Consider the following 25,892-nt stretch of genomic DNA (forward strand, 5'->3'; position numbering starts at 1 on the left):
AGAACATAAAAAACAGCGAACGTTTGGCGTTCGCTGTTTGAGGTTTGAGGTTTGAGGTTTGAGGTTTGAGTAATACCCTTTACGATTCAGGCGTTAACGCATATTTCATACTGATGCTGTTGTCTCCAAATGCTTGTTCAACGCGCTGAGTAAACTCTTCTTTTGTAATGGATTGCGTCATTGCATCTACATCCATTAACGCATCAACACCGTACCCATGAATAAGGTAACGTGTATAGAACCAAGCCCTTTGCCCCTGATCGTCCGCCAACGGGTGCAGCGCAACCGCGAGCTGTTTTGCTACCAAATCGATATCTTGTTGCGTGACATTACTACGAACATCAGCAATCACTTTATCAATCGCCTGCTCAATCTTCTTTATATCTTCAGGAGCAACCTGAGCTTCAATAAACCAGTCTGTGCTTGGTTGTTGATCTTGGCCAGTCGCATAATTATCTGGCGCATAATCCAACCCTAACTCTTCACGAACATAACTTGTTAAACGCTTATTAATTAAACGCTGCACCATATCATCAATAAATGCAGTTCGAGCTGTTGTTGAAGACGTATTAGCATTGGTTACACGTAGTATGTAGTAACTGTTCGGCTCATTATAAATGGCCATGTCTATACGTTTTTTAGGTGGCTCTTTATATCCAGCGTCGAATGAAACTTTTTCAGCTGGCGTCAAAGGAATACCCGCAATGTAATACCCCACCATCTCTTTAAGTTCCGCGGGTTCAATATCTCCCACCACAACCAACTTGTTGCCTCGATTAAAGCTAAACAATTGATGGTGCACTTCTTTAACTTGCTCTGTCGTCACCAATGTATATTCAGGAGTTGGTAACATGTAGTGCATGCTGTTTTTCTTGTAGCTATTGCGGTTCATAGCTTGAGACCATTTTCCTACTGGAGTAGCAAGATAGTTGTCTATGTTCGAAATAACTTCACGCGCCGAAGCATTAAGCTGTTTTTCAGACACATTCACGTGAGTAGAAATATTGAAGATCACATTCAGTGTATCTGCCAACTTATCCTTTGGTGCTTTCAGCTCCACACCATGGTGAGTGAAATTGATAAATGGATAGACTTCTATGCTGTTTCTTTGCAGGTAAGAGTCAAGTTCTGGGCCATTGAACTCACCAAGGCCGCTTCTCGATATCGTTGGTATAGCCAGTTCAGATGCAGCGAATAAGCTTGGGTCTAATGCCGCTTTGCCTCCTTGACTGCCATAAACAACATTTACGTAGTTACCTGCTTTCTCATCACGCTCGTACCAAACTTCAACGCCGTTCTCTAACGTCCAGACTATAAATCCATTATCCAAGGTCTCTTCACTGACAATTTGAGCGCTACCGTTAGGTTTCATGAGCTCTGTCGCTGTTGCAACCAAGGCAATAGGTTTAACACCGACCTGTTTTATGTCATCACGCAATACTGAGATTTGATTTGTTAAAGGCGTAATAGCTTGCTGATTCTCCGCACCAATGATCATTGCGGAGTCTTTTGATAAGTAGCTACGTAGACGTTCGTTAATATTATCGAGTGTCGCTTGCTCCAATACAGCATCTAAGCTCTGTTGATAATCCTCTTTGGATTGAAGTGGATTGCGCAAAGAAATCGCATATACAATAGACTCCGCATTATCTAGCGGCGAGTGTTGCTCCCACTGTTCATCCACCGTTTTAGCGAGTTGTTGGTAGTGAGCAGTAGCAGCATCAAGTTCCTGCTGTGTCACACCATGATCTCGGAGAGAGGCCAAAGTATCAATGAAGATGCGCTGTGCTTTTTCTCGCTCAGCTTCCACGAATCCAACGGACAGCAACCCGTAACGACGATAATTGATATAGTAAGAAGACGCGTACAAACTTTGCAAAGGCTGCGCTTCTGTGTTGAATCGTGTATCTAATCTTGTCCAAATAAGGCTTTCTGTAATACCATCTAGCCATTCATCAAGCAGTTGGTTACGAGTTTTTACGCTTGCTGAACCCCTTTCAATGAGAAGACTTAAACTAGGTGAATCATACTCTCCGATCTCTTCTACAAAGTCGGGCGTATTGAGGGCAACCATAGCCACCTTATTGTCCGTAAGATCTGTATCGTTCTCCCAGCTTCCAAAGTGCTTCGCTATCAGTTCCATAGCCTGCGATTGAGTCACATCACCGGTCACAATGACTTCTGTGTAACGCGGTTGGTACCATTTTTCGTAAAACGCTCTGATACTTTGAGACGTAGCTTCTGCGACAGATGTTTTGTTGCCGACTGGGTCGAGAGTTTCGAGCTCCGTCCCTTTAATCACATTCTCATAATACTTTTCTGACAGTGATTTATTCTCAGGCCGAGTGCGACGAATCTCTCCCTGAATAACGCCCTTTTCTTTTTCGATTTCGTTAGGGTCAAGAGTCAATCCATCAGCGATGTCTCGCATCCATTGGAGACCTTTATCTAACTGCTGATTGCCAGGAAGATCGAGTTTATAGACCGTCTCATAGTATGAGGTGTAGGCGTTAATATCGGCGCCAAATGTCATGCCTGATTGTTCAAACAATGAAACGACATCATTTGAAGTGAAATTCTTAGAGCCATTGAATGCCATGTGTTCTAAAAAGTGCGCATAGCCTTTTTGAGATTCCTCTTCATGAGCTGAACCAATATGGACAAACATTCGAATAGAGACCGGCTCTTTGGTCGATGGGTAAATGTGATACTGCAAGCCATTATCCATTTGCCCTGTTACCAGTAAAGGGTCACTTTGAATCGGTTTATCTGGCGCTTGCTGAGTACACCCCGTAAGCACCATTAAGAATAGAACGATTATTTTTTTCATAGCCATACTTCATTTTTATAAATTTCATGACAAATATACCCCAAACGAATGGAGGTTTTTATAAATTTCAATGTGTTAAAGAAACTAATTTGAGCCAGTTGCACGATTAAAACTAAAGGCGTATCATTAATCGTAATTCGACGATTAACTATTAGGTAGATATCAATGAACACTAGCTGTGCTAAGACCAATGCCATAGCGTTTGAGTCAACAGAACAAGAACTGGCGCAAGAGCTTAAACTCGCAGCACAATCAAAAGCACTATCCCACCCTGCGCGTGTTCGGATTGTTAAGATTCTACTTAATTTAGAAAAACTTGGTGGATGCCTTAATAGCGATTTGGTTTCTGAATTAGGTCTTGCTCAATCAACCGTTTCTGAGCATTTACGGATTCTTAAACAAGCAGGTTTTATTACCGCAGAACCAATGCCACCTAAAGTCTGTTATCGAGTGAATAAGTCCGAGATCGAGCAGTTTAATCTGTCTTTCACTACTATATTCAGCTAACCCTGTAGGGAGGTTTCTATACTTCCCTTTTATAAACATTTAAATATCGTCATTCGACGATAAACGAAGAGAGCGTTGCTATGAATTCACAAGCTGCAACCAAATCAACACCTGACCAATCTGCGTCAAACAACATGAGCTTCTTAGACCGTTATTTGACCGTTTGGATCTTTGTCGCAATGGCCGTCGGTATTGCTATTGGTGTTGTGTTCCCACAAGTCGCGGAATGGAACGAATCAATGTCTGTGGGCACTACCAATATACCCCTAGCGATCGGCTTAATCCTGATGATGTATCCACCACTTGCCAAAGTGAACTATGGATTACTGGGCAAAGTTCGTAAGGATAAGAAAGCCATTACGTTATCACTGATCATGAACTGGATCGTTGGGCCGATCTTGATGTTTGTCCTTGCGCTTATATTCCTAGGCGATAAGCCCGGGTACATGGTTGGCATCATTCTAATTGGTTTAGCTCGATGCATCGCAATGGTATTGGTATGGAACGATATTGGTGGCGGTAATAAAGAGTACGGTGCTGCGCTGGTTGCACTGAACAGCGCATTCCAAATTGTGACTTACAGCTTTATGGCTTGGTTATTCATCACTGTACTGCCACCGGTCCTTGGATACCAAGGGTTTGATGTCAATATTTCAATGCTAGAGATTGCCGAAAGCGTATTGATCTATCTTGGTATTCCTTTCTTAGCAGGATTCTTAAGCCGTAAATGGTTGACCGCTTGGAAAGGTGAAGATTGGTACAATGACGTATTCATTCCTCGCATTTCACCAATGACGTTGATTGCACTACTCGCAACCATCGTTTTAATGTTCAGCCTAAAAGGTGAGATGATCTTTGAGTTACCAATGGATGTTGTGCGCGTTGCAATTCCACTGGCTATTTACTTCGTGCTGATGTTCTTCGTAAGTTTCTTCGTCGGTAAGAAGTTGGGCATTGATTACGATAAAAACGCTTCAATCGCCTTCACCGCGACAGGGAACAACTTCGAGTTAGCGATTGCCGTGAGTATTGCCGTTTTTGGTTTGAATTCAGACCAAGCATTTGCAGGTGTTATTGGGCCACTGATTGAAGTACCCGTCTTGATTGCTTTGGTTAACGTTGCACTGAGAATGAAACAGAAGTACTACAGTAAGTAATCATAATCACTAATCTTTATTAAAATCCCGGTGCATAACACCGGGATTTTTATTTCCTAATTAAGCGCAAAACTTAATGTTTTCTAGTATTGCGTCAAATGGCATTGGTTTGTAGAAATAATAGCCTTGTATTAGTTCAATCCCCTGCTCTGTGACGAATTCACACTCTTGTTCAGTTTCAACGCCTTCAACAACAATGTCTGCTCCGGTTAATCGAACAAGTTCACTGGTCAACCTAAACATCTCTCTGCCATTTTTGTGCTTTAAGTTAAGCACTAATGAACGATCGATTTTGACTTTATCGTAATCGTACTTGCTCAAGTAGCCGATTGAGGAGTACCCAGCGCCAAAATCATCCAGTGCGATACCTATCCCCTTCTCTTTTAATGTCTGGAACACAGCCCAAGTTGCCTGCTCATCTTGGATCAGAAGATCTTCAGTGATCTCCAACTCCACTTGATGAAAGTCGAGTGCACTTTGCTCAATCATCTTGATAACGGTTTCAGTGAAGTTCGGTATCAAGAAGGTTTCTGTTGACACGTTTATGGAAACCTTAAACGACGGATTCTTTGCCAGCGGTGCAACTTCTGCCAGCGCTTGCTTGATAACCCAAAGGTCCACTTCTGAAGTCAGCCCAAGTTTGGCAAAACTCGCCAAAAAGGTGGGTGGCGTGATTGTTCCATCCTTACCCTTGTGGCGAATCAGCACTTCGAGCGAGTTAACACAACCATCTTTTGTGTTCACTTGCGGTTGGTAAAACAGAATGAATTCACCATTTTGCTGTAGCTGGCTAATGTGTCTTTGCGCCATCAAGTTACGGCTCATACTTGGCAGTAAACCAGTTTTACGGTTGCTTCCGACCTCCTCATAGTTAAAAAACTCGTCAGAAGAGCCCTTGCTGAACACAGCGTGACTACCCACAACTTTATCCATCTGCTTAAAGAAAGGTAGGTAGATAACAATGCCAACAATGATGATCATTAACTGCAATACCGCCCCGTTAATATCATTCCCGGTCGCTAAATAACCACTAAGCAAGCTTGGCGTCATCCAGCTAACAAACTCTGAAATAGGCGCGACAAATCCCCAGTACGTGGCGAAGTAGGCAATCATAATTGCCACTAACGGAGTGATTAGAAACGGTATCGCTAGCACTGGGTTAAAGATGACAGGCAAGCCAAACAATATCGGTTCGTTGATATTGAAAATACTCAACACCAATGTTGCCCACGCCAACGTTCGATAGCCTTTGTTTTTCGTGAAAAAGAGCATGCAAAGCACTAGGCTTAATGTATTCCCTGCGCCACCAATCCCAGCATAAATATCGTAAAAATTACTCGATAAAATCGGCAATGATTCGCCCAGCTCTTTATGCAGCGTGAAACCCATTTGCGTTAACTCATACAGTTCAGATTTGTATGGAGAAAACACAATATGGCCATTGATGCCGACTACCCATAATAGGTTTCGAACCAATTCATACCACAGCGCATCACTTAACGAATCAACACCAAGCTTAGGAACCAGCACATTGACACTGTTACAGGTTTCAAACCAGTTACCCATTACGCGGCCAATCGCTGCATAAGCGAAGACGAGTAGGATCGTCGAAAGAATCAGGTTAATCGATTGATCGACAACATTAGGTAGGTCACTGTCCATGAACACGCGTTTGCGACTTAAAAACCTGACTGACAATGCCACCAGCAATGGGGTAATGATGGCTAACGGATAGTTGGCAGGAAGCACAGAGCCCACATGCAGTAATCCCCACTCGTTACTTACAATCACGTAGATCAGCAAGGATGGCGTAACAACAGTAGTGCGAGATAGTTTATGAATTCTCGCTAGAAACAACCCGTAGTAGGTGAGCAGCAGTAAAGGAAAAAGTTTCCACACCAATGTACTAATGAACACCATGTACTCAGATGCAGATTGGAACTCGAGTAGCGCTAAAATATTGCCAATCAACATAGAAAATGCCGACAACAATGAGACAGGCAAGAGCATCACAAAGACATTGCACAGTCCGTTTAGGTATAGGTTTTGAGATATTTTAATAAAAGTATGATTGATTGAATTGGTGTTCATTAAGGAATCTGATAAGCCAACAGTTACGAAACCAACGCGCAGCATTGCGCGCTACCCTAGCCAGTTTCATAGCAAATCCTTAATGAAATATTTGTATCCTATCGCTATGTATGAGCTCAGCTATAATCGCTTGAACTCATATCGGCAAGACCGCGACCATACGCCAATTTAGACGCAGCATCTAATCAATCTTTTTGTTGGTGTCGATAAGCATTAACTATCGGTCGGCAGGATGATTCACACCGTCGTTTGTCACAACATCACCAAGGTCAAATGGGTTAACGCCTTCTAAACAGCCGACATTAAATCCGTACTCGTCTGGGGCAGAACGTCGATGGTGATGGGTGTAAATACCACAGTTAGAACAGAAATAGTGCTTCGCTGTATTGGTATTGAATTGATAAAGCTTGAGTGAGGCCTCCCCTTTAACAATGCGGATTCCATCAAGTTTAACAGAGGCGACGATAGCGCCTTTACGACGACAGATAGAACAATCACAACGGCGTGGCTTTTGAATGCCATTGGGTAAGCTCAGCTCTAGCTCTAGCTCAACCTCCCCACAATGACATGTTGCTTTATGCTTGGGGAGTATTTGTGTTTTTCCGACTAGTTTGATCATATCGCTTCCTTGCGTGATTTCGTGTCCTATTCCGAGTCTTTATTCTCAGAAAATTTCTCTTCATACAGCGCCATAAAGTCGGAACGAATTTCTTGTTCTAAATGGGTTGCCTTATCCGTTGGGCAAAACAGCATGAAATGCACAACCTGCTCACCGGTCGCCCCACTGGTGATGTGGATATGCGGCTCCGCACCCGGTAAATCGACACCAGCGTGTTTTTCTATCATGGCGTTGTAACGTTTTGCCACTTCATTAAAGTATCCTGTGTGCTCTTCAATCTTTTCAAGCATGGTTGGAACAAGCGGATAAAGATTGACAAACTTAGGCACAATCACCGAAAAGTCATGATAGACGTAACGCTTCATGAAGTTGAGGTTCTTTACTGGGTAAGTAAAAAACATGCTGTTAGGCAGCGTGGCGGTTTTTCCTGTGAAGTGATACTGACCATGGTAAAGGTCAATCTCTTGAATCACCGTGGCCATCATATTGTGTTCAATCACTTCGCCGCAGATCTTTCCTACTTCAATCCAGTCACCAATGCGAAAAGAACGAGAGCTTGCTCGCTGTATTGAACCCGTAAAACAGAGAATGATCTCTTTGGATGCCACAACAATCGCAACCGCAATCGCCGTTACTGAGAGCGCAAACTCGTTAACTTCTGATTTCCAAAGGATGAACAGCACAATGACCAACAAGGCAAAGCTGCCATTTTTGGTACGTGACATCCAACTTCGTTGCTCTTCGGAGACAAATGCGACGTCACCGCGAATCATCGAAAGAACAATTCGACGGACAAGATAGATCACGAAGATGATCAATACCGTGAATAGTAATTTATGAGTTAGAAGAAAATCGATAACTGCTTGTGCTTTCTCCACGCTCTGCTCCTGCTAGCTTATGGAAAAGGGGCTTTATGCGGCCCCTTTTGTTTTAATTAATTTTATGAGTCTCCTGAGGAAGCTCTCCTTCCTTGAAGACAATGAATGCCCGCCTATTCAGAGCGTTAGCACTAAGCCCTTGCTCTTGAGTAATGGGGTTAAGTTCACCGAATGACTTAACTTCCCATACAAATTGGCTCGGGTCTAGTTTGGTCTGCAAATATTGCTGGACTGATTCCGCTCGTTTTTGAGCGAGGGCTTCATTATAGCTGAGTGAACCTTGATAGTCGGTGTGACCTGCGATTAGAACGCGACCATTTAGACCCGCTAGATTGTCAGCGAACTCATCAAGCGACGCATAATCTTGCTGCTTCAGCTCAGACTTATCGAAATCAAAGTGTGATGTCATAGCCATATACACTTTACGCTCAGGTTTAGGCGGTTCACAGAACGGGTTCTCTTCTTGTGTTTGAGTCTGTTCAAATAAGACGTACGCTCTTCGATTTTCTGCATTGGCTTGTTTACTCTTACCTTCAACAGCTGGTCGAGATTCACCATAATACTTCACTTCCCAATCGTATCGAGATGCATCTAGCTTTGTCTGCATATAGGCTTTTACCGCTTCAGCGCGGCGCAGAGCGAGCTTCACGTTGTAGTCATCACTCCCTTGATAATCGGTATGACCCACTATCGCGACTTGACCATGTAGCTTTTTAATACTGCTTATCAAGTTGTCGATGTTAGCCTTATCTTCATCTTTAAGCTCTGACTTATCGAATTCAAAATGAGATGCCACTGCGATTTTAATATCTCGTTCTGGAACAATGCATTCACGGATCAGGAACTTTTCAACATTTGGGTCACCGAACTTATCGATGTTTTCTTTGCTAACGTACGTGTCGGTTGCACAAGCGGCTAACCCAGTAACCAGAGCAATTAAAGTCAGGGATTTCACAAGGTAATTCATATCGATCCTTTAAATTTTGCCGACTATATTGATGAAGACACCACTCGCGTCATAGTCATCATCGTTCGCTAAGTTGCTGTCAAAGCCAGAGAAATTGTAACCAACGCCTACTTTAAAGTTATCAGACAGGTGTTTATTAACTGACAGTAGCGCGCCATGCTCGAGTTCATTATTAAGAGTGTCCGTTTTCCAGTGATACTCACCTGTGACATCCCACTCTTTGATGACATGATAGGACGCACTGACCCCATACAAGTTGATATTGCTCTCGACCGTTTCTAGGTTGCCTGATGCACGTTCAAAAACTTCTGTTTTATCTTTGTGGGCATATTTTGCGCCCACATCCACTTTCGCATTCACTGAGTAAATGCCCTCAACCTCAATAATGTGAGACTCTTCATCGGTATAGTCCACATCACGATCGAGATTGTCTTTATCAGCGATATAAGTGTAGCGACTGAGCAAGTTCAGCCTGTCGTTGTAAATTGGTCGATATGCTACGCCGCCTGTCGCTTCAACAAAACGAGCCAAGGTTTCATCGGTATCTTTGCTGACTGACTTCGAGTAGTTGAACTTGCCAAACAAGGTATACTCTTCCGTTAAGTTTTGTATATAACGGTTCGTCGTGACAAATTGATCAATCCTACGACGGTTTTCATCGACATTTTCGTTGCCCTTATCCACTCGGTACTCCACCTTGTGTTTTAGGTTCACGTCGTCAATATCAATATTGGCTGTAAATGTGACCGCTTTACGCTCCGTCACTTCTAATTTTGAAGGATCAATTTCATTGCGTTTTTCAATCTCACCTTGCTGATAGCCAATGCCAAAATCGACATCGTCACTCATGTCGTAGCCAAAGCCGAACGAGTCAATTCTTCCTTTGCCGTTGTTCTCATCAACAAATTGGTTTTCTTGATAAAAATCGACGTTCGACGTTAAATCGGCTCTTTGACCGACGATGATATTGTTCTCACCTTCATAGTTATCGTCTGTGTAAGTGGTGTACGCATTATAGTTATCTGTGATGTCGTAACTCGCCGTTGCTTCAGTCGCATCACCGCGATCACCCGTGGTGTACTCGGCTCCTAACGTTAAGTCTTCAAGCACCCGAAACTCAGTACCAACCGAGACACTGTCGTTGTCGTCGTATTGCTCAGTTTGATCAACGGTTGTTTGGCCTTTTACATAGACACTATTGTCAGTATCCCAAATATAATCAGCTCGTAGACCGGCTAGTGTACCTTTTCCTTTTTCGTTTTCACGGTTAAGCTCATCAACCTGCTTACCCGCAGCAGACACCTTAATATGTTCCGTTAACTTAAACTGCGCTTCTAACTCGGCTTGTTGCGTGTCGGTCTCTTTCGTGCCGTCTAGCTCGGTCTCTTCAATGGAGGTATAGCGAGTAGCAAAGCTCAATCGATCCGTCGCTTGCAGTCGCAGTTCAGTACCATAGGATAGTTGCTCTAAATCATCACTTTGACTCGCATAGCTGTAGCCCGCGTCTTTCTCTTTGTACCAAGCTTTGATGTCGTTACCCACCACACCAAATATATTCGGCGCAAGGTCATACAAGTTTGCAACACCTTTGACTTGTACTAGGTCACCGCTTCGTTCGTCCAGATCAGCTCCGATTGGCGTAAACGTTAAACCACCATCGAATGAGACAAAGTTTGAATCTGTTTGGCGACCTTCACTTTGAGCAAACTCCGCTTTTAAATACGTCCCTTCTGTCGCTCTAAGGGTCAAATCTGTCCCGTAAGATTCATAGTCCTGCCCATCACGCTCTTCTGTCGAATAATTCGCTCCGACACCAATGTAGTCATTAGCCCAGCCTTTAACTCGACCGCCATAGGTAAGTGAGTCTTTGATTTCAGAGCCTTGCGGTACGTACTCGTAATCGACTGCCAGATAGTTTTCGTAACCGTCGGTCGGCGTGTCATCAATCACACTACCAAAACTGTCTGAGATGATATTGCTGAGCGGTCTCGTTAAGATGATTCGACCTTGGTAAGGGTCAATTTCATAGTCACGACCAGACTGAAGTGGCACTTCTTTTTCTGAAATCCCTGAGTCTTTGTTCACGACTTTGACGTAGACTTTGTCACTGCCCGGAACCACTTCACCATGACGCAAGAAATAGAGCGAACCGCCGGTTCCTAGGAATTCATCATGGGCGAATGCCGAATCAGCGGAAGCAGCAAAACCGACGACATTAAGTCGATCGTCACCAAACTTAGTCGTTGAGCGAGTTCGATAGTCGCCTTTAAAGCCATATAAGCTTCGGTTGTAGTCGTTATTATCGGTCCCGGTTAAGCCTGTATTGTAATTGCCCCACAACACTCGCGACTTATCGTACTCGACATCTAAATACACTTTACCTTTGGTATTGACCACTTTATGGATGTTCGCGTCATCACCATAGTCGCCGTAATAAAGCTCATCGTCATCTTCTAGAATATCGAAAACGTCTGAATCTTCAGCGGCAAAAGGGTGTTTAAAGATGTCTTTAATCTGTCCATCTTTACTGTCAAAGTGAGTGGTAACGCGTAACTTATCGCCAAATTTTCCTTGGCCAAAATAGGCAATCCTACCTTGGTTATAAACATCATCTTGGTATTGATCATTCACACCGAGTGCACCGGTATCCCCCGTCACACGGTTCTTACCAATGTACATATCCGCTAAACCCGCTTGTGCGTAATAGGTATCCGGAATGCGGACATAAAGTTGATAGCGTCGCTCATCGCCATTATCAAAAATCACTTTGGTCGGAAACATATAGGCATCAGCAGGCAAGAATTGTTCGGCGTATAGCTCCCCATCCTCGATGTCGAACTCATCCTCTCCAATGACGACTTTATCTACCCCTTTCAGCCCCGTACCAATGAACTTAACGAGCCCTGAATCGGTTGGAATGTTATGCCTCATTAGCTGAGCGCGCCCAAAGCTCGCTGAGAGATCGTCTTCGCTGTCATTACGGTCGAGTTCGACCTCAGAATCGGCTTTAACAAGATCAATGACGCCAATGGTCGTCATATCCATATTACCGTCTTTGTCCCAAGCTTTTAGCCTGAACTGCAACTGCTGACCTGATGAGAAAGAGTATTCAACGTCCGTTGTTCCATCCCAACTAATGTCTATATCGTTGGCAACTTCAGTACCTTCCAACACTTTTAGAGGCTGCGAAAGACTTCTGTCTTCACCACGGTAGATCTCTACCTGATAGCGAGTTAAGTAATAGCTGTAGTTTGAGCTGAGAGTAAAATTGACACTGTCGGCGAGTTTTCCCTCTTGCACTTCAAGCTCATCACCAACACTAACATCAAGCACCGGCTCAAAACGCGTAATATCGCGGCTTGCCCAAATAGCGCCCTCTTCTAAATAGATTCGAGAGCTATCCTCTTGGTTGTGCAATTCAACTTCGATCCCTGTCGTATCCGTATCGAGTTTTTCCAGCTGACTAGTATCTTTCGCCGTAGCCATGATAGGAATCGCCGCAATGATGCAAAGTGCAAGCGTACTCTTTTTTAATCTTTTCATCGTTTGTTCGCTCATCACATTACTCCTCATCAACCACTACGCTAAAGTTAAACTTGGTTAACTTGTTTGGAGAAATGCGTTGGACTCGTGGGTTTTCACTGAACACTTTCATACCTGTCGGCAGTGAGTCAGTGTCGACTTTAACCAAGAAGTTTTTACCTTTCTTATCGAGTACCCACTGATCAGGCACGTGGTATCGACCATATTGATCCGTTTCGATGACAATCCCTTCTACCGTAAGCAATCTGACACCCGGTACACCATCTTCGTAAACCCCTTTGTTTTCAATGATGATCTCCCACAGGTAGTGGTCGCCATCACGATACAGGTGGCGCGTGATGTCCAAGTTTTCAGCCGACAGCCCCGCTTTTTTATCACCCACATAGTGTGAACTGATGTTGCCTTGTCTATCAAATACAATGCGAGTGCCTGCATCGGTTACAACACTGAATGTAAAGCCCTTATCTGTCTTAGTCTCTAGCTGAATAACCACTTTATTGCTCTCAGGCAATGTGCGGTTGTGAGACAAACCAAACAGCTCATCGATTGAGATCCCTTGCACCAATGCAGAATCGGTAAATCGCTTGTTCTTGTGTTGAGAAGCGTCAGTATTATTCTGCTCATGGGCTTTCACTTTACCTTCATACCCCACTTGAGGATAAGCTTTACCCGTGTGCGCATGATCCTGTAGGCGCACTTCACGCTCACCGCGAATCATCACGGTGGTATTCGGAATGTAGTCTCGATGGCTTATGTTTGCTTTAAGCTCAATATCAAAGGCCGTAGCGTCAGCTTGGAATCCATCTCGGTTATGATCTTCAAACACCTTACCGATAATAGAAGCGGTATCGAACACTTTGTCTGGCAAGACCTCAACCGTTGCGGTTGCTGTATTCGACTTTTCAACCAATGCGCCTGATGTCTGGCCTTCTGGTGGTGTCATCGCTACCGCGGAGTTCACATACTTACCAAACGTTGCCCCGACAGAAACTCGCAGAAGATAACGAATACGGACACTTTCTGTGGTAATTTTGTCTGTGTTCCCGTAAGCCAACATATCACCAACGTTGAAGGTTAACGTGTTTGTGGCGGCTGGTTCTGCTGTACTCAACACATCATCACTCGTATCAAACTCACCGTCTGGGCCACTGTTCACAAGCTCTGTTGAACCCGGAACATACTCAAAGCCTGATGGGTAGCGGTCGACCAACTTCACGCTCTTGAACTCCGACTCATTGTTGTTGGTGATTAACACTTCATACTCAACCACATCACCTACTTGAGCATCTGTCTTGAGCGCTTCCTTGGTGACCAATAACTCCCCTTCGTTATCGGCAAACTTCTTCACATGAATCGTGACATCATCCGATGCGCTAATACCTGTCGCGGGATCGGTGACAGTGAATGTGTTGGTAATGTTGTCATCCAAACCTTTATTTAGCTGCCCAGTTATAGTGATTTCATAACCGTTGCCCATGTATGGCAATAAGTCGAGAGATAAGCCACCATTTGGCAAGTTAAGATCTTGGTCGGTAAATTCACCTTTTATCTGCCCAGTTGGCCACTCTTCAATAGTTACCCTCCATGACGTGAATAATGGGTTACCATTTCCGCCTACAAGCTTGCTGATCTCATCCAACATTTGGACGCCTGTAATGGTGTTAGCGCCCTCATTGCTCACCTTTAACAAGTAAGTGAGTTCATCATCGTCGTTGGTGTATTCAGCGTTTTCACCTTTTGTCGTGGTTTTGTCGATTGCAAAGCTCACCGCCCTTGGGATAATCATCGCACTGACAGTTTCAATGGTTGGCGTACGGGCGGAGCGCTCTCCCGAGTAGGCCGTTGTTGGAGCCGCATCATCGATCTTGTGCGACACGTTAACAATTTCACCCATTGCACGGGGATCTGTCGTACCAGTAATCGCAATTTCAACGGTGTCCCCTGGGGCGATGTCTCCGCCGATATTAATGTCTGCGTTTGCAGATAGAGTACCTACAGTAATATGCGAGCGAGGGTCAGAGCTCTTTGATTCTACTTTCCAATCAGTAAACGCATTGATGATCTCTCTGTCACCTGTCGCGAGATCTGGCCTAGTCGGGACCTTCATTCTCGAGATGGCATTTCTCAACAGAACATCATTGGCAAAGCCTTTACCATCATTGAACAAAGTAATTCTGAATGTCGCTGGTTCACCCGCCGTATAGATAGGGTTATCCGCTTCTTCTGTAATGATGACGTTGTCAGGTTGCGACAATAAACTCGCGATAGCCGTGTAGCGCTCTGGCTTACCGACATTAATGGTCATACTCGCTTTGTTATCGATCTGACCATTGGCGTAACCATTTACTTGCCCGGTAATGACTAACTCAAGAGTGTCATTTGGTGCGAGATTTACTGTCGCATCAACTTCTCGATTATTACCACTCGGATCTGGGCTAATCGTCGTTAAATCATTGCCTTTATTGACTTGAATAGACCAAGAATCAAACGCCTTTTCACGACCACCATTGACGGTTTCAACATCCATTGAATCAAGAAGATCTTTCAATTCGATGCCACCAACAAACCCTTCATTGTTATTGGTTAACACCACGCGATATGTCGCTTGTGTACCTGGTTCGTATGGCATTTCGGTATCTTTGCCCGTTTCACCAACAAACTTTTCTAACGTGACCGATACAGGTCTGTTCTTCATTAAAGCGTCAGCGGTTTTCTGTGGCTCTGTACCAAAATCTACCGTCACTTGGTTAAAGATGTCACTCACAGCGTAACGATTTACGATACCCTCAATCGTGAAGGTTACATCACTGTTTGGAGCAATGTCCGCTACGGTATCAATGTCAGGGTTAGCACCACTTGGCAGCACGGTAAGCGTAGAGTTAATGTCGCTAAGCGCCGTTTTTATCGTCCAGGTCTCGAAGGCTGTGCCAGTTGTGCCATCAACAAGATCAACTAACACATCATTCATGATGTCTTTGATCGCCACATCATTGGCAAAACCATCCCCCTGGTTAGAAACCTTCACAACAAACTGTGCACTTTCTCCCGCTTGGAAATATTCCCTGTCCGCAGACTTTTCTACCAGAACGTCAGCAGACTTAGGTTTTAGTACTGCTGTAGCATCAAGGGATTTTCCGTCATAAGTCACGTTCGCGGTGTTCTCAATATCACCGATCGCACGACCATCAATTTCTCCTTCCACTGCAAAGACAATCGTATCTTTAGGGGCAAGGTCGATCATATGGTCAATATCGGTGTTCCAACTAAAGACTCTAGAATCTACCGTCGTCATTGGATCATTTGCTTTGAATGAGTAAGTCCAGCGCGTAAATGCTGGGTTATCAACACCATCGACAGTATTTACCTTGATGGTTGAGATAAGATCTTTAAGCGCGATATCGTTAGCAAACGCCTCATCTTTGTTTTCAATCGTAATATAAAAACCGTTAATCGAACCTGGCGCGTAATACTCTTCTATTGGTGTTTTCGTCACTTCAATGGACGGAACAAGAGGTAAACTGACCGCTTCGTCTTGCAATGATTTATCACCATAATCCACCGTCACGATGTTTTTCACTTCCCCGATAATTTCAGGTTTCAGTGTTCCTTTAATCGTGATCGTAACAATATCTTCAGGCGCAATATCAATGCGATTGTCTATGTAGTTTCCTGATAGCGCAGGTAGTGATGTGGTCCCTTTATCTGACTTACCTGTTATCGATATAGAGCTAGGGTCGAAAGCGGAAATAGAGCTACCGTAGATGGTTTCAGCGCTAATTCGATCAACGAAGTCTGTCACTTGTACGTCGGTCGCCCAAACTCGTTGTGTGTTCGTCAGTACAATCGTGTAGGTAAGTTCATCAGATGCCTTGTAAATGTCCTTATCAACATTTTTCGACACCATCACTTCAGCATCAATCGGTTGATAAGTCGCGCGTTTGCTTACCGAATCTACGTTCTCAGCATCGACATCGACTACGTTGGTGATCTCACCGACAACATTGCTCTTAACCTGACCTTCTAGGTGAAGTTGAATTTTAGACCCTGGGGCAAGTTGGTAAACCCCTTTAAAACCATCAGGGCTATCGAAGGCCGTTTCAGAGACCGTGTACGTTTTACTCGCGCTCGGGTCAACAATAGATATAGAGCTCTGGCTCGCGTCCCAACTATCAAATACACGCTCTGGTATGAAACTGTCGACGGTATCCGCTTTGATCTGGGAAGCAAGGTCTTCTAGCGTAACGTTCTGTAGATAGCCTCCCCCTGTATTCTCAACGACAATATCAAAACCAATCATATCTCCCGGCGCATATAAAGCTGGCGAGATAGAGGCGTCTTTCGTTACCGCCAAGCTGCCCTGCTCAGGGTAAATATAATGTTGTTGTAAATCGTACTGGATCTTATCGACATATAAGGTATTACCAAATTTGCCTATCGCGTCGTCACGGACTTGACCAACAACATCGATTTTCAGAACGGTAGGCTGAGCATCTGCCGCTCCCAACTTGACGATTGCATCGATATCGCCAGAGGTTTGGATCGCCGTTGCGTCATTGTGCACGGCTCCAATATTACTCACGAACTTAGCCGTCGTTGTCCAAGACTCCAGTGCAGTTTGCATACTGCCGTCTGCCGTTTCGACAGTAAATTTAGAAATCGCATCTTCTACTCGAACATCGGCGTTGGAGTCTGAAGTATTCGCGATAAACATGGTGTAACGAACTTCACCACCCGGAACATAAGTTGGAGTGTCAGTTGTTTTTGAGGCAAATATCGCAGCATCACCTTGGTCTAACACAATCGCATTGGAATCTTTTCCATCGACTTTAGCCACATTGGTAATTGTTCCTGTTGCATCGCCATCAGCAACACCACTCAACCCAAACACGACTTTGTCACCTGGCATTAAATCAAAGCTCGCATCAAGAGGCTTGCTACCAGAATAATCACCAGAGATAGCGAAACGGTCAGAGCTTGGCTGCTCAAGAATAGCCGTCGAGAGCTTAGAGAAAGCCTTCGCACCCGACGAGGTCGTAATCGTATTCAATTTATCGACGATCGACACATCATTTGCGATACCTTCGCCAGTGTTCTCAACCGTAATCGAGTAAGCAACTTGACCGTTCGGGTTGTATTGACAGCCACTTCCGGTATTGGAAGGGAATGTACAACTGCCGCCATCCGCGGTGGTATTCGTCACGAGCTTCTCAAACACTAGATTGGGTGCAACAGGCGGTATTACAGGAGTCACAACATTTTGACCACCAGCAGATGCTTTATTCGCGTCAACGTCCCCTAAGGCATCAGAGCGGATAGTACCCGTAATCGTAAACTGGATGTCCTCTTGCGGCGCTATGTCCACGGTCACGTCGAGATCACTGTCTGTAACATAGTCAGGAAGATAGGTATCAACACTGCTACCAAGCCCTTGACTGATATCGTGAGTAATATTGAATGAATCTAACGCTTGCTCAGTAGCGCCGCCTAGGACTTCTACTTTGATGTTCGAAACGATATCTCGGATTTGCGTTTGATCAGTCCAAACTTTGGCTTTGTTATTAACATCAAGAAGATAAACAACCTCTTCGCCCGGTTTATAAGTATCGCCAGATGAGTATGGACGCCCGCCAATCGACACTATACGTTTTGCGACTTTTAAATCTTGCGCTTCAGGCTTAACCGTCGATTTTTGGAAAGCTGAACCATTGTAAAACGGCTTAGCAATCACATTATCCAACGCATCGTCACGAATTTTCGCTTCGATGATAAAATCAACCCAGCCGCCTGCAGCAATGGAAAGAACAGGAATATCGATATCAACGTTTGTGCCGCCAACATAAGTACCGATGTCCGTCACTAGCTCTTTTGACTTGTCGACTTTTACATCCCAACCATATTGATCAAACACCGCCGCACGTTGATCATTGCTTTCGCCGATAGCATCTTGCGCCAGACGAGATTTTATCTTCGAAAACTCTTCCTTCAGCGAAACCGCATATTCCGTACCCTTACCTTTGTTTTCCAATCGCAAGTGGTACACAACATCCTGACCATTGACTGAAGGATCAAAGTTATATGTGCTCTTTATCGTTGCAAACGAGCCATCAGTATAGGCTTTATGCTTCTTACTGATATTCGAAGGCAACATGTCAACGCGCTCAGACTCTAACGTATGTTTATTGTCAACTTTGGCTATGTTTTTGATCGGTCCAACGGCTTTTTCAGAAATTTTTGCCGTAACACGGTAACGCACAAACGTTCCACCCGTTGCAAAAGAGCTACCCGCTAAATCAAAACTGGTGTCTATGTTAGTGTCGTTAGCAACACTGCCCGCGTTAGACAATCCACTGTTATCAACTTCTGTTTCAATGGTCCAAGAGTCAAACGCCTGCCCTGTTGTACTATCAAAATAATCGGTGGTGATACCTTTGATGTCATCGACTATCTTCACATCTTGCAGGTGGACGTTGTTTTTGTTTTCTAAAGTGATGTCATAAACGAGGTAACCACCAGGTGTATAACCACCGGTCAATTCAGTTACACCATCTTTGTCTAGAATCTGAATAACATGCTTATCAAAGTCATACTTTTCAGTGTCAGCCTTAGACTCCGCACTCACATAATCGCCATCAACACGAAGAAAGTTCACGATATCGCCGACTGCATTTGGATTTACTTTTGCCGTCACCACATATTCAATGATCTCCCCCGCAGGCACGGAAATATGAGTTTTAATATCTTGGTTGTCGTTTAAGGTTCCATCGAGATCGACTTGAGCATGAGGGTTACCTCCGAGAACTTTTGGCTCAATTGTCCAACCATCAATAAATGCAAGCCCTTCGGTTCCATCAAGTAGGTTGGTTTTGATGCTTGAGAGGCTATCCTCCAATGGAATATTGTACGCACTACCCTTGCCATCATTGTTGATAGTCAAGTGGTAAGTAAGACCCTCTCCCGGTTGGTAGTTTTTCTGCTCGACGGTCTTAGAAAACACTAGATGATATTCGTAAGGCTCAACGGTAATACCACCAATCGTAATGTCACCTACGGCATCACCGCGCACTGTCCCTTCAACGGTGTATAAAACGTAGTCACCGCCTGCGACATCGATGGTAGTATCAATGTTTTTATTATCTTCAACGGTTCCATCTAACGTGCCGTCTGTTGTCCCAGCACCGCCGTTCACATCATCTTTCGCGACATCAACCGAAAACACGTCGTTAAATGGGTTCGCTTTAGAGCCATCAAGCAACGCAACTTGTACGCCTTCAATGTTTTCAAAAACACGGTGGTTATTGAAGTAGCCTCTATTTGAAGACACTTTCACGGTGTACGTTAATGTATCGCCAGGAGCATAGAATCGGCTCTCTTTTCCGTTCACCAATAACTGACGTACTGTGCCACCACCGCTATCAACACGTTCCATCTCATGATGCGAGACGTGCGACTCTTCAGTCACTTGCTTATAGTCTTGAAAGATATACGCATCGTTAGCAATTTTTCGTTCTAACAGGCCACCTTGCATCGATCCAACAACATTGTCTTTGACGTGAGCTTTCACTTTGAAAGTACGTGTTTCGCTAGCCGCCAATGAAAAGGTCGTGTTTGCTCCGCCTAGAGGGTAAACAAGATCATCGTTCGTTTGTGCTTGCCAACCCGAACCGTCGGCGTAGTCAAACTGCCAGTATTCAAACGGGGATTGATCCTCATAGTCGGCATATTGGTTATCTTTATCGTTAGCAAGTACCGAGCGAATCTCTGTCAGAGGGTCGACCAACTTCAATGATGTTGCTTCATTCTCACTGTTGTTCTGTAAGGTGATAAAGTAAGTCACATCGTCACCTGGGACGAAACGTGTCTGGTCAGCCGTTTTCAGAATAGAAACGTTTAGACGCTCATCACCACTATCACCAATTTCGGCTGTCGCTGATTGGTCTAGGTTATTAACGGGGTCGTGAATCTCTACCGTGTTAGAAATTTCATATTTATCATAGTCACTGCGCACTAAGCCTCTGATCTTATAAGTAACATGCCCCATACCGTCAGCGGTTTGTGGATCAATATCAATCTTCGAATTAATATTGCCATTACTTGGATAGGTAGACGGTGCCCCTGCAAAGCTGCCCGTATCGTATTTCGTATTGTTACTATCGGTAGATGCTGTGATCGTCCATTCTGAGAAAACCCCCATTCCCTTGATGTCATCTTTCACTGCTACTTCATTGGCATAACCCGCACCACGGTTGTATACCGTCACATTAAACTCAACCCATTGCCCCGGAAAGAACTCATTCTCTTTTGAGGTTTTAACTACGACTACATTAGGCGCTTTAGGGTAAACCGTTGCAGAGTCAGATACTCTAGATTGCGCATCGGAGTCTTGTGTTTCTACATTGACGGTGCTGTCGAAACGCTTGTAAACAATCTCATCACTCTTAGTGCGGTCAATCTTAGCCGTTACTGTATATAGCACTTCGACGTTAGGCGGGATCTGCGCTGTAAGGTCAATGTCTTTGTTATCTTCAAAGTCCCCCACTTTGGTGTAGGTACTATTACCGTTCAATAGAGGGTCGTCGGAGATAATGTCTGCCGTAATCGTCCATGACGAGAAAACCGCTTTTGAAGCACTATCCGGCTCTAGAGTGCCTGCGGTTATCGTCGAGAACGTATCTTTCACCTTAACGTTGGTCGCGTAACCATTGCCTTTGTCATTCTTAACGTGAATTTGATACGTGACTTCGTCTTCTAGCTTTGAATAACTCGTATGTTCATCATGAAAGTTGGAATCGTTGTTTGTCTTGACGGTCTTGTTGACCGAAACGGTGAAATCACGAGGGTCAGAACCGCGGTCGGCATAAACTGAACCATCAACAGTGACACTATTTTGGATATGACCATTCGCTAACGGGTTCGTTTTTGCGTCAATGGTGTAGATGATGTAGCTATGCGGTTCTAGCGTCGCTTCCACGTCCAAAATGTCAGGGCTAGTTACAGTGCCTGAAATGCCCGTGACAGATGAGGTCGCACCGCTTCCATTTTCACGAAATGCTTGTGCTGTGATCTCCCAGCTATCAAATGCGGGAATAATTGCCCCACTCACGGACGTTGTTTTGACAGAAGACAGGTCATCAATGACAGGCACTTGGTTTGCAAAGCCGTCACCATCGTTATCAACACGAACGGTATAGGTAAGAACATCACCCGAGGAGTAGAAACGAGCATTTACATCTTTGCTCGCACGTAGGTTGTCTTCTGGCATTTGAACACCAGAGCCCTCTTCCGATACGTTATCCGAACACGCTGGATTGTCATCTAAGATAAGACCGATGCTAGAATCATTCACTTCTGCAGTTAGCGTGTAGGTTACACGTTTTCCTGGTGCGATATCAGGTGACAGCGTCACTGCACTCGTTGTCCATGAACCATAACTGTATTTACCCGGATCTGTCCCTACGTTATCTTCTGTACTGCTTGGTTCTATTTTCCAACGTTTAAATGCTTGTCCTTGCCCAGCACCCGCCGCTTGCTCTGTTTGCACACATGTTAGGTCATCCACGACTTGAAGATCGTTGGCAAAATATTTTGATGACGTGTTCGATACCTCTATTTCGTATTCGACGGTGTTCCCCGGCGTGTATAAAGAGGCTTTCGTCGTCTTTGAAATGGTAATTTCAGGGTCAGTGACATTGAGCGTGCGCTCTGCATTCAGAGAGCCCGATATTTGTGCGTCTTGAACTAAATTGTTTGCAGCGTCAAATACCCCCGCATTCGCCCCTTGTACCAGACCAATAGCAACAGGAGATAAAGTCGCTTTTACTTCATACGAAATGGTTTCATTGGGAAAGAGCGAAATCTGATCATCAAATGCAACGTCAGTCTGTACACCTGCATCTTTAAATTTAGATAGGGTGTTTGCGCCTGAGCCTGTAACCTCGATAGTCCAAGAGCTAAAAGGGTTACCTGTTACGTCACCATTATCATGCTCAGACTGTAAGTTGTTACCTAAACCGAGATTAGACAATAAATCGCGAATATTTTGTTTTACATGATAATCGTGTGCAATACCCGACCCGCTGTTAGTCACATCGATCGTGAATACACGTTGTGAGCCGACTAAGTAAGGATTCGACTGGCTAATAGCGTGTTCAATCGACACAATCGCAGAAGCGGGCGGCGTCGTTTTCTCATCACTGGCCAGTTCACCCTCTTTAGTTTCACTTTTTGCAGACGTGACAATGTCGCCAACCAAGCCTTGCGCTACTTGCGTTGATATGGTGTATGTCAATGAGCCGCCGACAGCAATAGTAGCGTCCTCTACCTGTAAGTCACCACTGGTCGTATAGGTTCCTAAATCACTCTGTTTGCCTGACGTTTCACCGCTAATTTCAACTCTGCTAAATGGTGAAATTGCACTGCCTTGAGCCCCCTCCACAGCTAAAGAAGAAAATAGCTGCTCAATATCTAAGTGCTGAACCTTATAACTACCCGTATTGGTCAGTTTAAGTGTGTAAATAAGGGGTTGACCCACCGAGTATTCGGATTTGTCGACACTTAAATCAATGGTGTACTGATAAGGAACTGGACTAAACGTACTTTTAGTAAATGGCGTAAAGACTTCAAGCGAACCATCGCCATCTACGTCAGCTTTGACTTGGGTATTCCCAAGCTCAATGGAGCCGATAACATCATCACTTACTTTCGCTTTAAACTGATACTCAATAGAGCTGTATGGAAACAGCTTGGCATCTGCGACATCGAGATTGGCGTCCGCGCCCGTTACCGAACCCGGATTTGAGCCAAAGCCATTGGAGGGAATAACGGTCAGTTCACTAAACGCTTTAACATCTCCAGTCTCACCCTCAGCCAACGTATCCCAAATCGTGTCCACAACGGAAACGTCGCGCAGCGTCTTTGTGGTGTTATTTTTGACTTTGACGTTGTAACTGATGAACTCACTATTCTCATAGGTGCTATTGAGTGGCGAAACTTGCACGTCAATTTCGGCAGCGAGGACATTTACGGAGAAAAACGTAAGGAGAACGATTAAGCCGTTGGATAACTTAGAGGATAGCGAGTGCAACAAAACAATAGAGTCCTATGTCAGTGAACACACTGCATGACCCTTATTGTTTGTGAATCAGTGCAGCTGATGAGCGCAACTGACATTATTTTTTTCACTGTTACAAAATGTCACAACTTTGTCAGGGTTTATAAGAAAATGGCAAGATCCTTCATTTTTTCTAACTAAATTACGGGAAGCATTAACTAACTCAGAATTATCCTACAACTTGGCTATTTAAAGCGTGCTGACGTAATAAACTCACCAAATGTTTCACACCAAATAACGACGGTATTGTAATTAGACACATTGAGTTCAGATGGCAAGTCGACGGTGAAACGATCAAATGTTTTTACATCCCCCACTCTTACCATGGCAGATTTGTTCGCGTTAAAGTCTATCTCCGTTTCGACAAATTTTGGAGACAGATACACTTTGTAATCTGGGCCAGGTGCGAGTTCACCAACAAACGCAATTTGAGTATCACTGATTGAAATAGAGCCTTCCCCCCAATGAAGGAAGTCACTGTCTTTACGGTCTTTTTGAAAAGTCCCGGTGTAGATAGCTTGGTTGTTTACCGTTTCCACGGAGTTCATTGAAGGAGAGTCTGGTTGGATAAGGATGGGTAATGCGTAAATACCGAGCGCAAAACCCACCGCGCCAAACATAAGGTGAGTAAATATAAGAACTAATTTTTTCATCTCTACTATCTCAATGAAGTCATGAACACACCTCTAAATGTACACGATAATCAATGAGATATTAGGCATCAGTTGTTTTTATTTATGATTGAGTGCCAATTGTTGTGCCATTGTCACAATTACGTTTACCGCCTGTTCCATTCCTTCAACCGATATAAATTCGTGAATACCATGGAAGTTGTAACCTCCAGTGAAAATATTAGGACAAGGCAACCCCATAAATGACAACCTTGCGCCATCAGTACCGCCACGAATAGGCTTAATCATGGGTTCTACGTCACATTCGATCATCGCTTGTTTGGCAAGCTCAATAATATGCGGGTGCGGTTCAACCATCTCTTTCATATTAAAGTAGCTGTCTGTCAGCACGAGCTCTGCCCGTCCGTTTTTCAATGAATCATTGAGCTCATCGACTTTCTGCTGCATAAACGCTTTTCGCGCTTCCAGCCCGTCACGCTCAAAGTCTCGAATAATATAGCCAAGCTCGCTTCGGGCTACCGACATCTCCGCTGATTTTAGATGATAGAAACCTTCGTACCCTTCGGTCGTTTCAGGCGTTTCATCGGCTGGCATCATCATTTGGAACTGTGCTGCAATGTTGATCGAATTGACCATTTTATCTTTGGCTGTTCCTGGGTGTACATTTGTCCCGAAACAGATGACATCTGCGCTCGTCGCATTGAAGTTCTCATACTCAAGTTCGCCTACTGGACCACCATCAATCGTATAAGCCCACTTAGCGCCGAACTTCTCTACATCAAATAGATTGGCACCACGCCCGATCTCTTCATCCGGTGTAAAGCCAATACAGATATCACCATGAGGTATATCAGGATTAGCAATAAGATCCGCAACCGCTGAGATAATCTCCGCGATTCCTGCCTTGTTATCAGCACCCAATAAAGTGGTGCCATCCGTCGTAATTAGGTTGTGCCCATGCAGTTTATGGAGATCAGGATATTGAATCGGCGAAAGTACTTCATCACCTTTACCTAATGCAATATCTCCACCTTGATAATCTTCAATAAACTGAGGTTTCACATTTTTTCCTGATGCATCAGGAGCTGTATCCATATGTGCGATAAAGCCAATCGCCGGCACGTCGTAGTCGACATTAGACGGCAATTTCGCCATTAGATAGCCATTTGCATCAAGGGAAACATCACTCAAGCCAAGAGCAATCAATTCTTGCTGTAGAAACTGTGCAAACGTTAATTGCCCTTCACTACTTGGACAGGCTGGGTTACTTGGGTTTGATTGGGTGTCAAAAGTCACATAGCGCAGAAAGCGTTGAACGAGTTCATTCATTATTATTTCTCTTATTTTTCGGTTCTCAATGGTTCTTCCTCTCGAGAGAGTACGATTCATCCTACGCCGAACAACAAGACAAATGTTGCGGTAAATCAGAGTTTGCGCATCTAAGGTGTACGAGTAGATAGTAAATTACCACCTTCTAAAGAAGGTGGCTTTGTGTGAGCCCCCTAAAAGGGGGCCTTTGTTTAGTCCAACGCTAATTGTTGCTGTTCCACGCGCTCTTTCT

The 25,892-nt window shown here is 44.3% G+C and carries 11 protein-coding genes; 2 read left to right on the forward strand and 9 right to left on the reverse strand.

Features of this window, described 5'->3' with window-relative positions:
- Window positions 1-79 precede the first annotated feature (79 nt).
- Entirely contained in the window at window positions 80-2,830 is a 2,751-nt protein-coding gene (locus F0231_RS17335) for a pitrilysin family protein (protein WP_171760958.1), read from the reverse strand.
- Between the two features lie 165 nt (window positions 2,831-2,995).
- Here F0231_RS17335 and F0231_RS17340 point away from each other — a divergent pair, with 165 nt between their 5' ends.
- Both F0231_RS17340 and arsB read left to right on the forward strand, forming a co-directional pair.
- Window positions 2,996-3,337: a helix-turn-helix transcriptional regulator gene (locus F0231_RS17340; protein ID WP_171760959.1), complete on the forward strand. Its 342-nt coding sequence runs from the start codon at window positions 2,996-2,998 to the stop codon at window positions 3,335-3,337.
- Between the two features lie 80 nt (window positions 3,338-3,417).
- A complete protein-coding gene (gene arsB / locus F0231_RS17345) occupies window positions 3,418-4,494 on the forward strand; it encodes an ACR3 family arsenite efflux transporter (RefSeq protein WP_171760960.1) in 1,077 nt (358 codons plus the stop codon).
- A gap of 60 nt (window positions 4,495-4,554) precedes the next feature.
- Here the strand turns inward: arsB and F0231_RS17350 are convergent, their stop codons facing one another.
- The 8 genes from F0231_RS17350 to pepT all read right to left on the reverse strand — a co-directional run bounded on the left by F0231_RS17350 (window position 4,555) and on the right by pepT (window position 25,660).
- Window positions 4,555-6,585 carry an EAL domain-containing protein gene (locus F0231_RS17350; RefSeq protein WP_171760961.1) on the reverse strand — a complete coding sequence of 677 codons (2,031 nt, stop codon included), beginning with the start codon at window positions 6,583-6,585 and terminating at the stop codon, window positions 4,555-4,557.
- 217 nt (window positions 6,586-6,802) lie between these two features.
- Window positions 6,803-7,201, reverse strand: coding sequence for a GFA family protein (locus F0231_RS17355; protein WP_171760970.1), 399 nt, complete (start codon window positions 7,199-7,201; stop codon window positions 6,803-6,805).
- 29 nt (window positions 7,202-7,230) lie between these two features.
- Window positions 7,231-8,082, reverse strand: coding sequence for a mechanosensitive ion channel domain-containing protein (locus F0231_RS17360; protein ID WP_171760962.1), 852 nt, complete (start codon window positions 8,080-8,082; stop codon window positions 7,231-7,233).
- A 52-nt stretch (window positions 8,083-8,134) separates the two neighbouring features.
- Entirely contained in the window at window positions 8,135-9,049 is a 915-nt protein-coding gene (locus tag F0231_RS17365) for an OmpA family protein (RefSeq protein ID WP_171760963.1), read from the reverse strand.
- 9 nt (window positions 9,050-9,058) lie between these two features.
- Window positions 9,059-12,592, reverse strand: coding sequence for a hypothetical protein (locus tag F0231_RS17370; protein ID WP_171760964.1), 3,534 nt, complete (start codon window positions 12,590-12,592; stop codon window positions 9,059-9,061).
- Window positions 12,593-12,611: 19 nt separating this feature from the next.
- Entirely contained in the window at window positions 12,612-23,585 is a 10,974-nt protein-coding gene (locus F0231_RS17375) for a DUF11 domain-containing protein (protein ID WP_367613483.1), read from the reverse strand.
- 299 nt (window positions 23,586-23,884) lie between these two features.
- Window positions 23,885-24,352, reverse strand: coding sequence for a DM13 domain-containing protein (locus F0231_RS17380; protein ID WP_171760966.1), 468 nt, complete (start codon window positions 24,350-24,352; stop codon window positions 23,885-23,887).
- Between the two features lie 78 nt (window positions 24,353-24,430).
- A complete protein-coding gene (gene pepT / locus F0231_RS17385) occupies window positions 24,431-25,660 on the reverse strand; it encodes a peptidase T (protein ID WP_171760967.1) in 1,230 nt (409 codons plus the stop codon).
- Window positions 25,661-25,892: the final 232 nt, after the last annotated feature.

This window comes from Vibrio sp. RE86 (assembly GCF_013114545.1).
Classification (GTDB): domain Bacteria; phylum Pseudomonadota; class Gammaproteobacteria; order Enterobacterales; family Vibrionaceae; genus Vibrio.

Bases quoted from the DNA above. Each gene is read 5' to 3' on its own strand.
- F0231_RS17365 (WP_171760963.1), bottom strand. From the start codon at position 9,049: ATGAATTACCTTGTGAAATCCCTGACTTTAATTGCTCTGGTTACTGGG.
- F0231_RS17335 (WP_171760958.1), bottom strand. From the start codon at position 2,830: ATGAAAAAAATAATCGTTCTATTCTTAATGGTGCTTACGGGGTGTACT.
- pepT (WP_171760967.1), bottom strand. From the start codon at position 25,660: ATGAATGAACTCGTTCAACGCTTTCTGCGCTATGTGACTTTTGACACC.
- F0231_RS17340 (WP_171760959.1), top strand. From the start codon at position 2,996: ATGAACACTAGCTGTGCTAAGACCAATGCCATAGCGTTTGAGTCAACA.
- arsB (WP_171760960.1), top strand. From the start codon at position 3,418: ATGAATTCACAAGCTGCAACCAAATCAACACCTGACCAATCTGCGTCA.
- F0231_RS17350 (WP_171760961.1), bottom strand. From the start codon at position 6,585: ATGAACACCAATTCAATCAATCATACTTTTATTAAAATATCTCAAAAC.
- F0231_RS17370 (WP_171760964.1), bottom strand. From the start codon at position 12,592: ATGAAAAGATTAAAAAAGAGTACGCTTGCACTTTGCATCATTGCGGCG.
- F0231_RS17380 (WP_171760966.1), bottom strand. From the start codon at position 24,352: ATGAAAAAATTAGTTCTTATATTTACTCACCTTATGTTTGGCGCGGTG.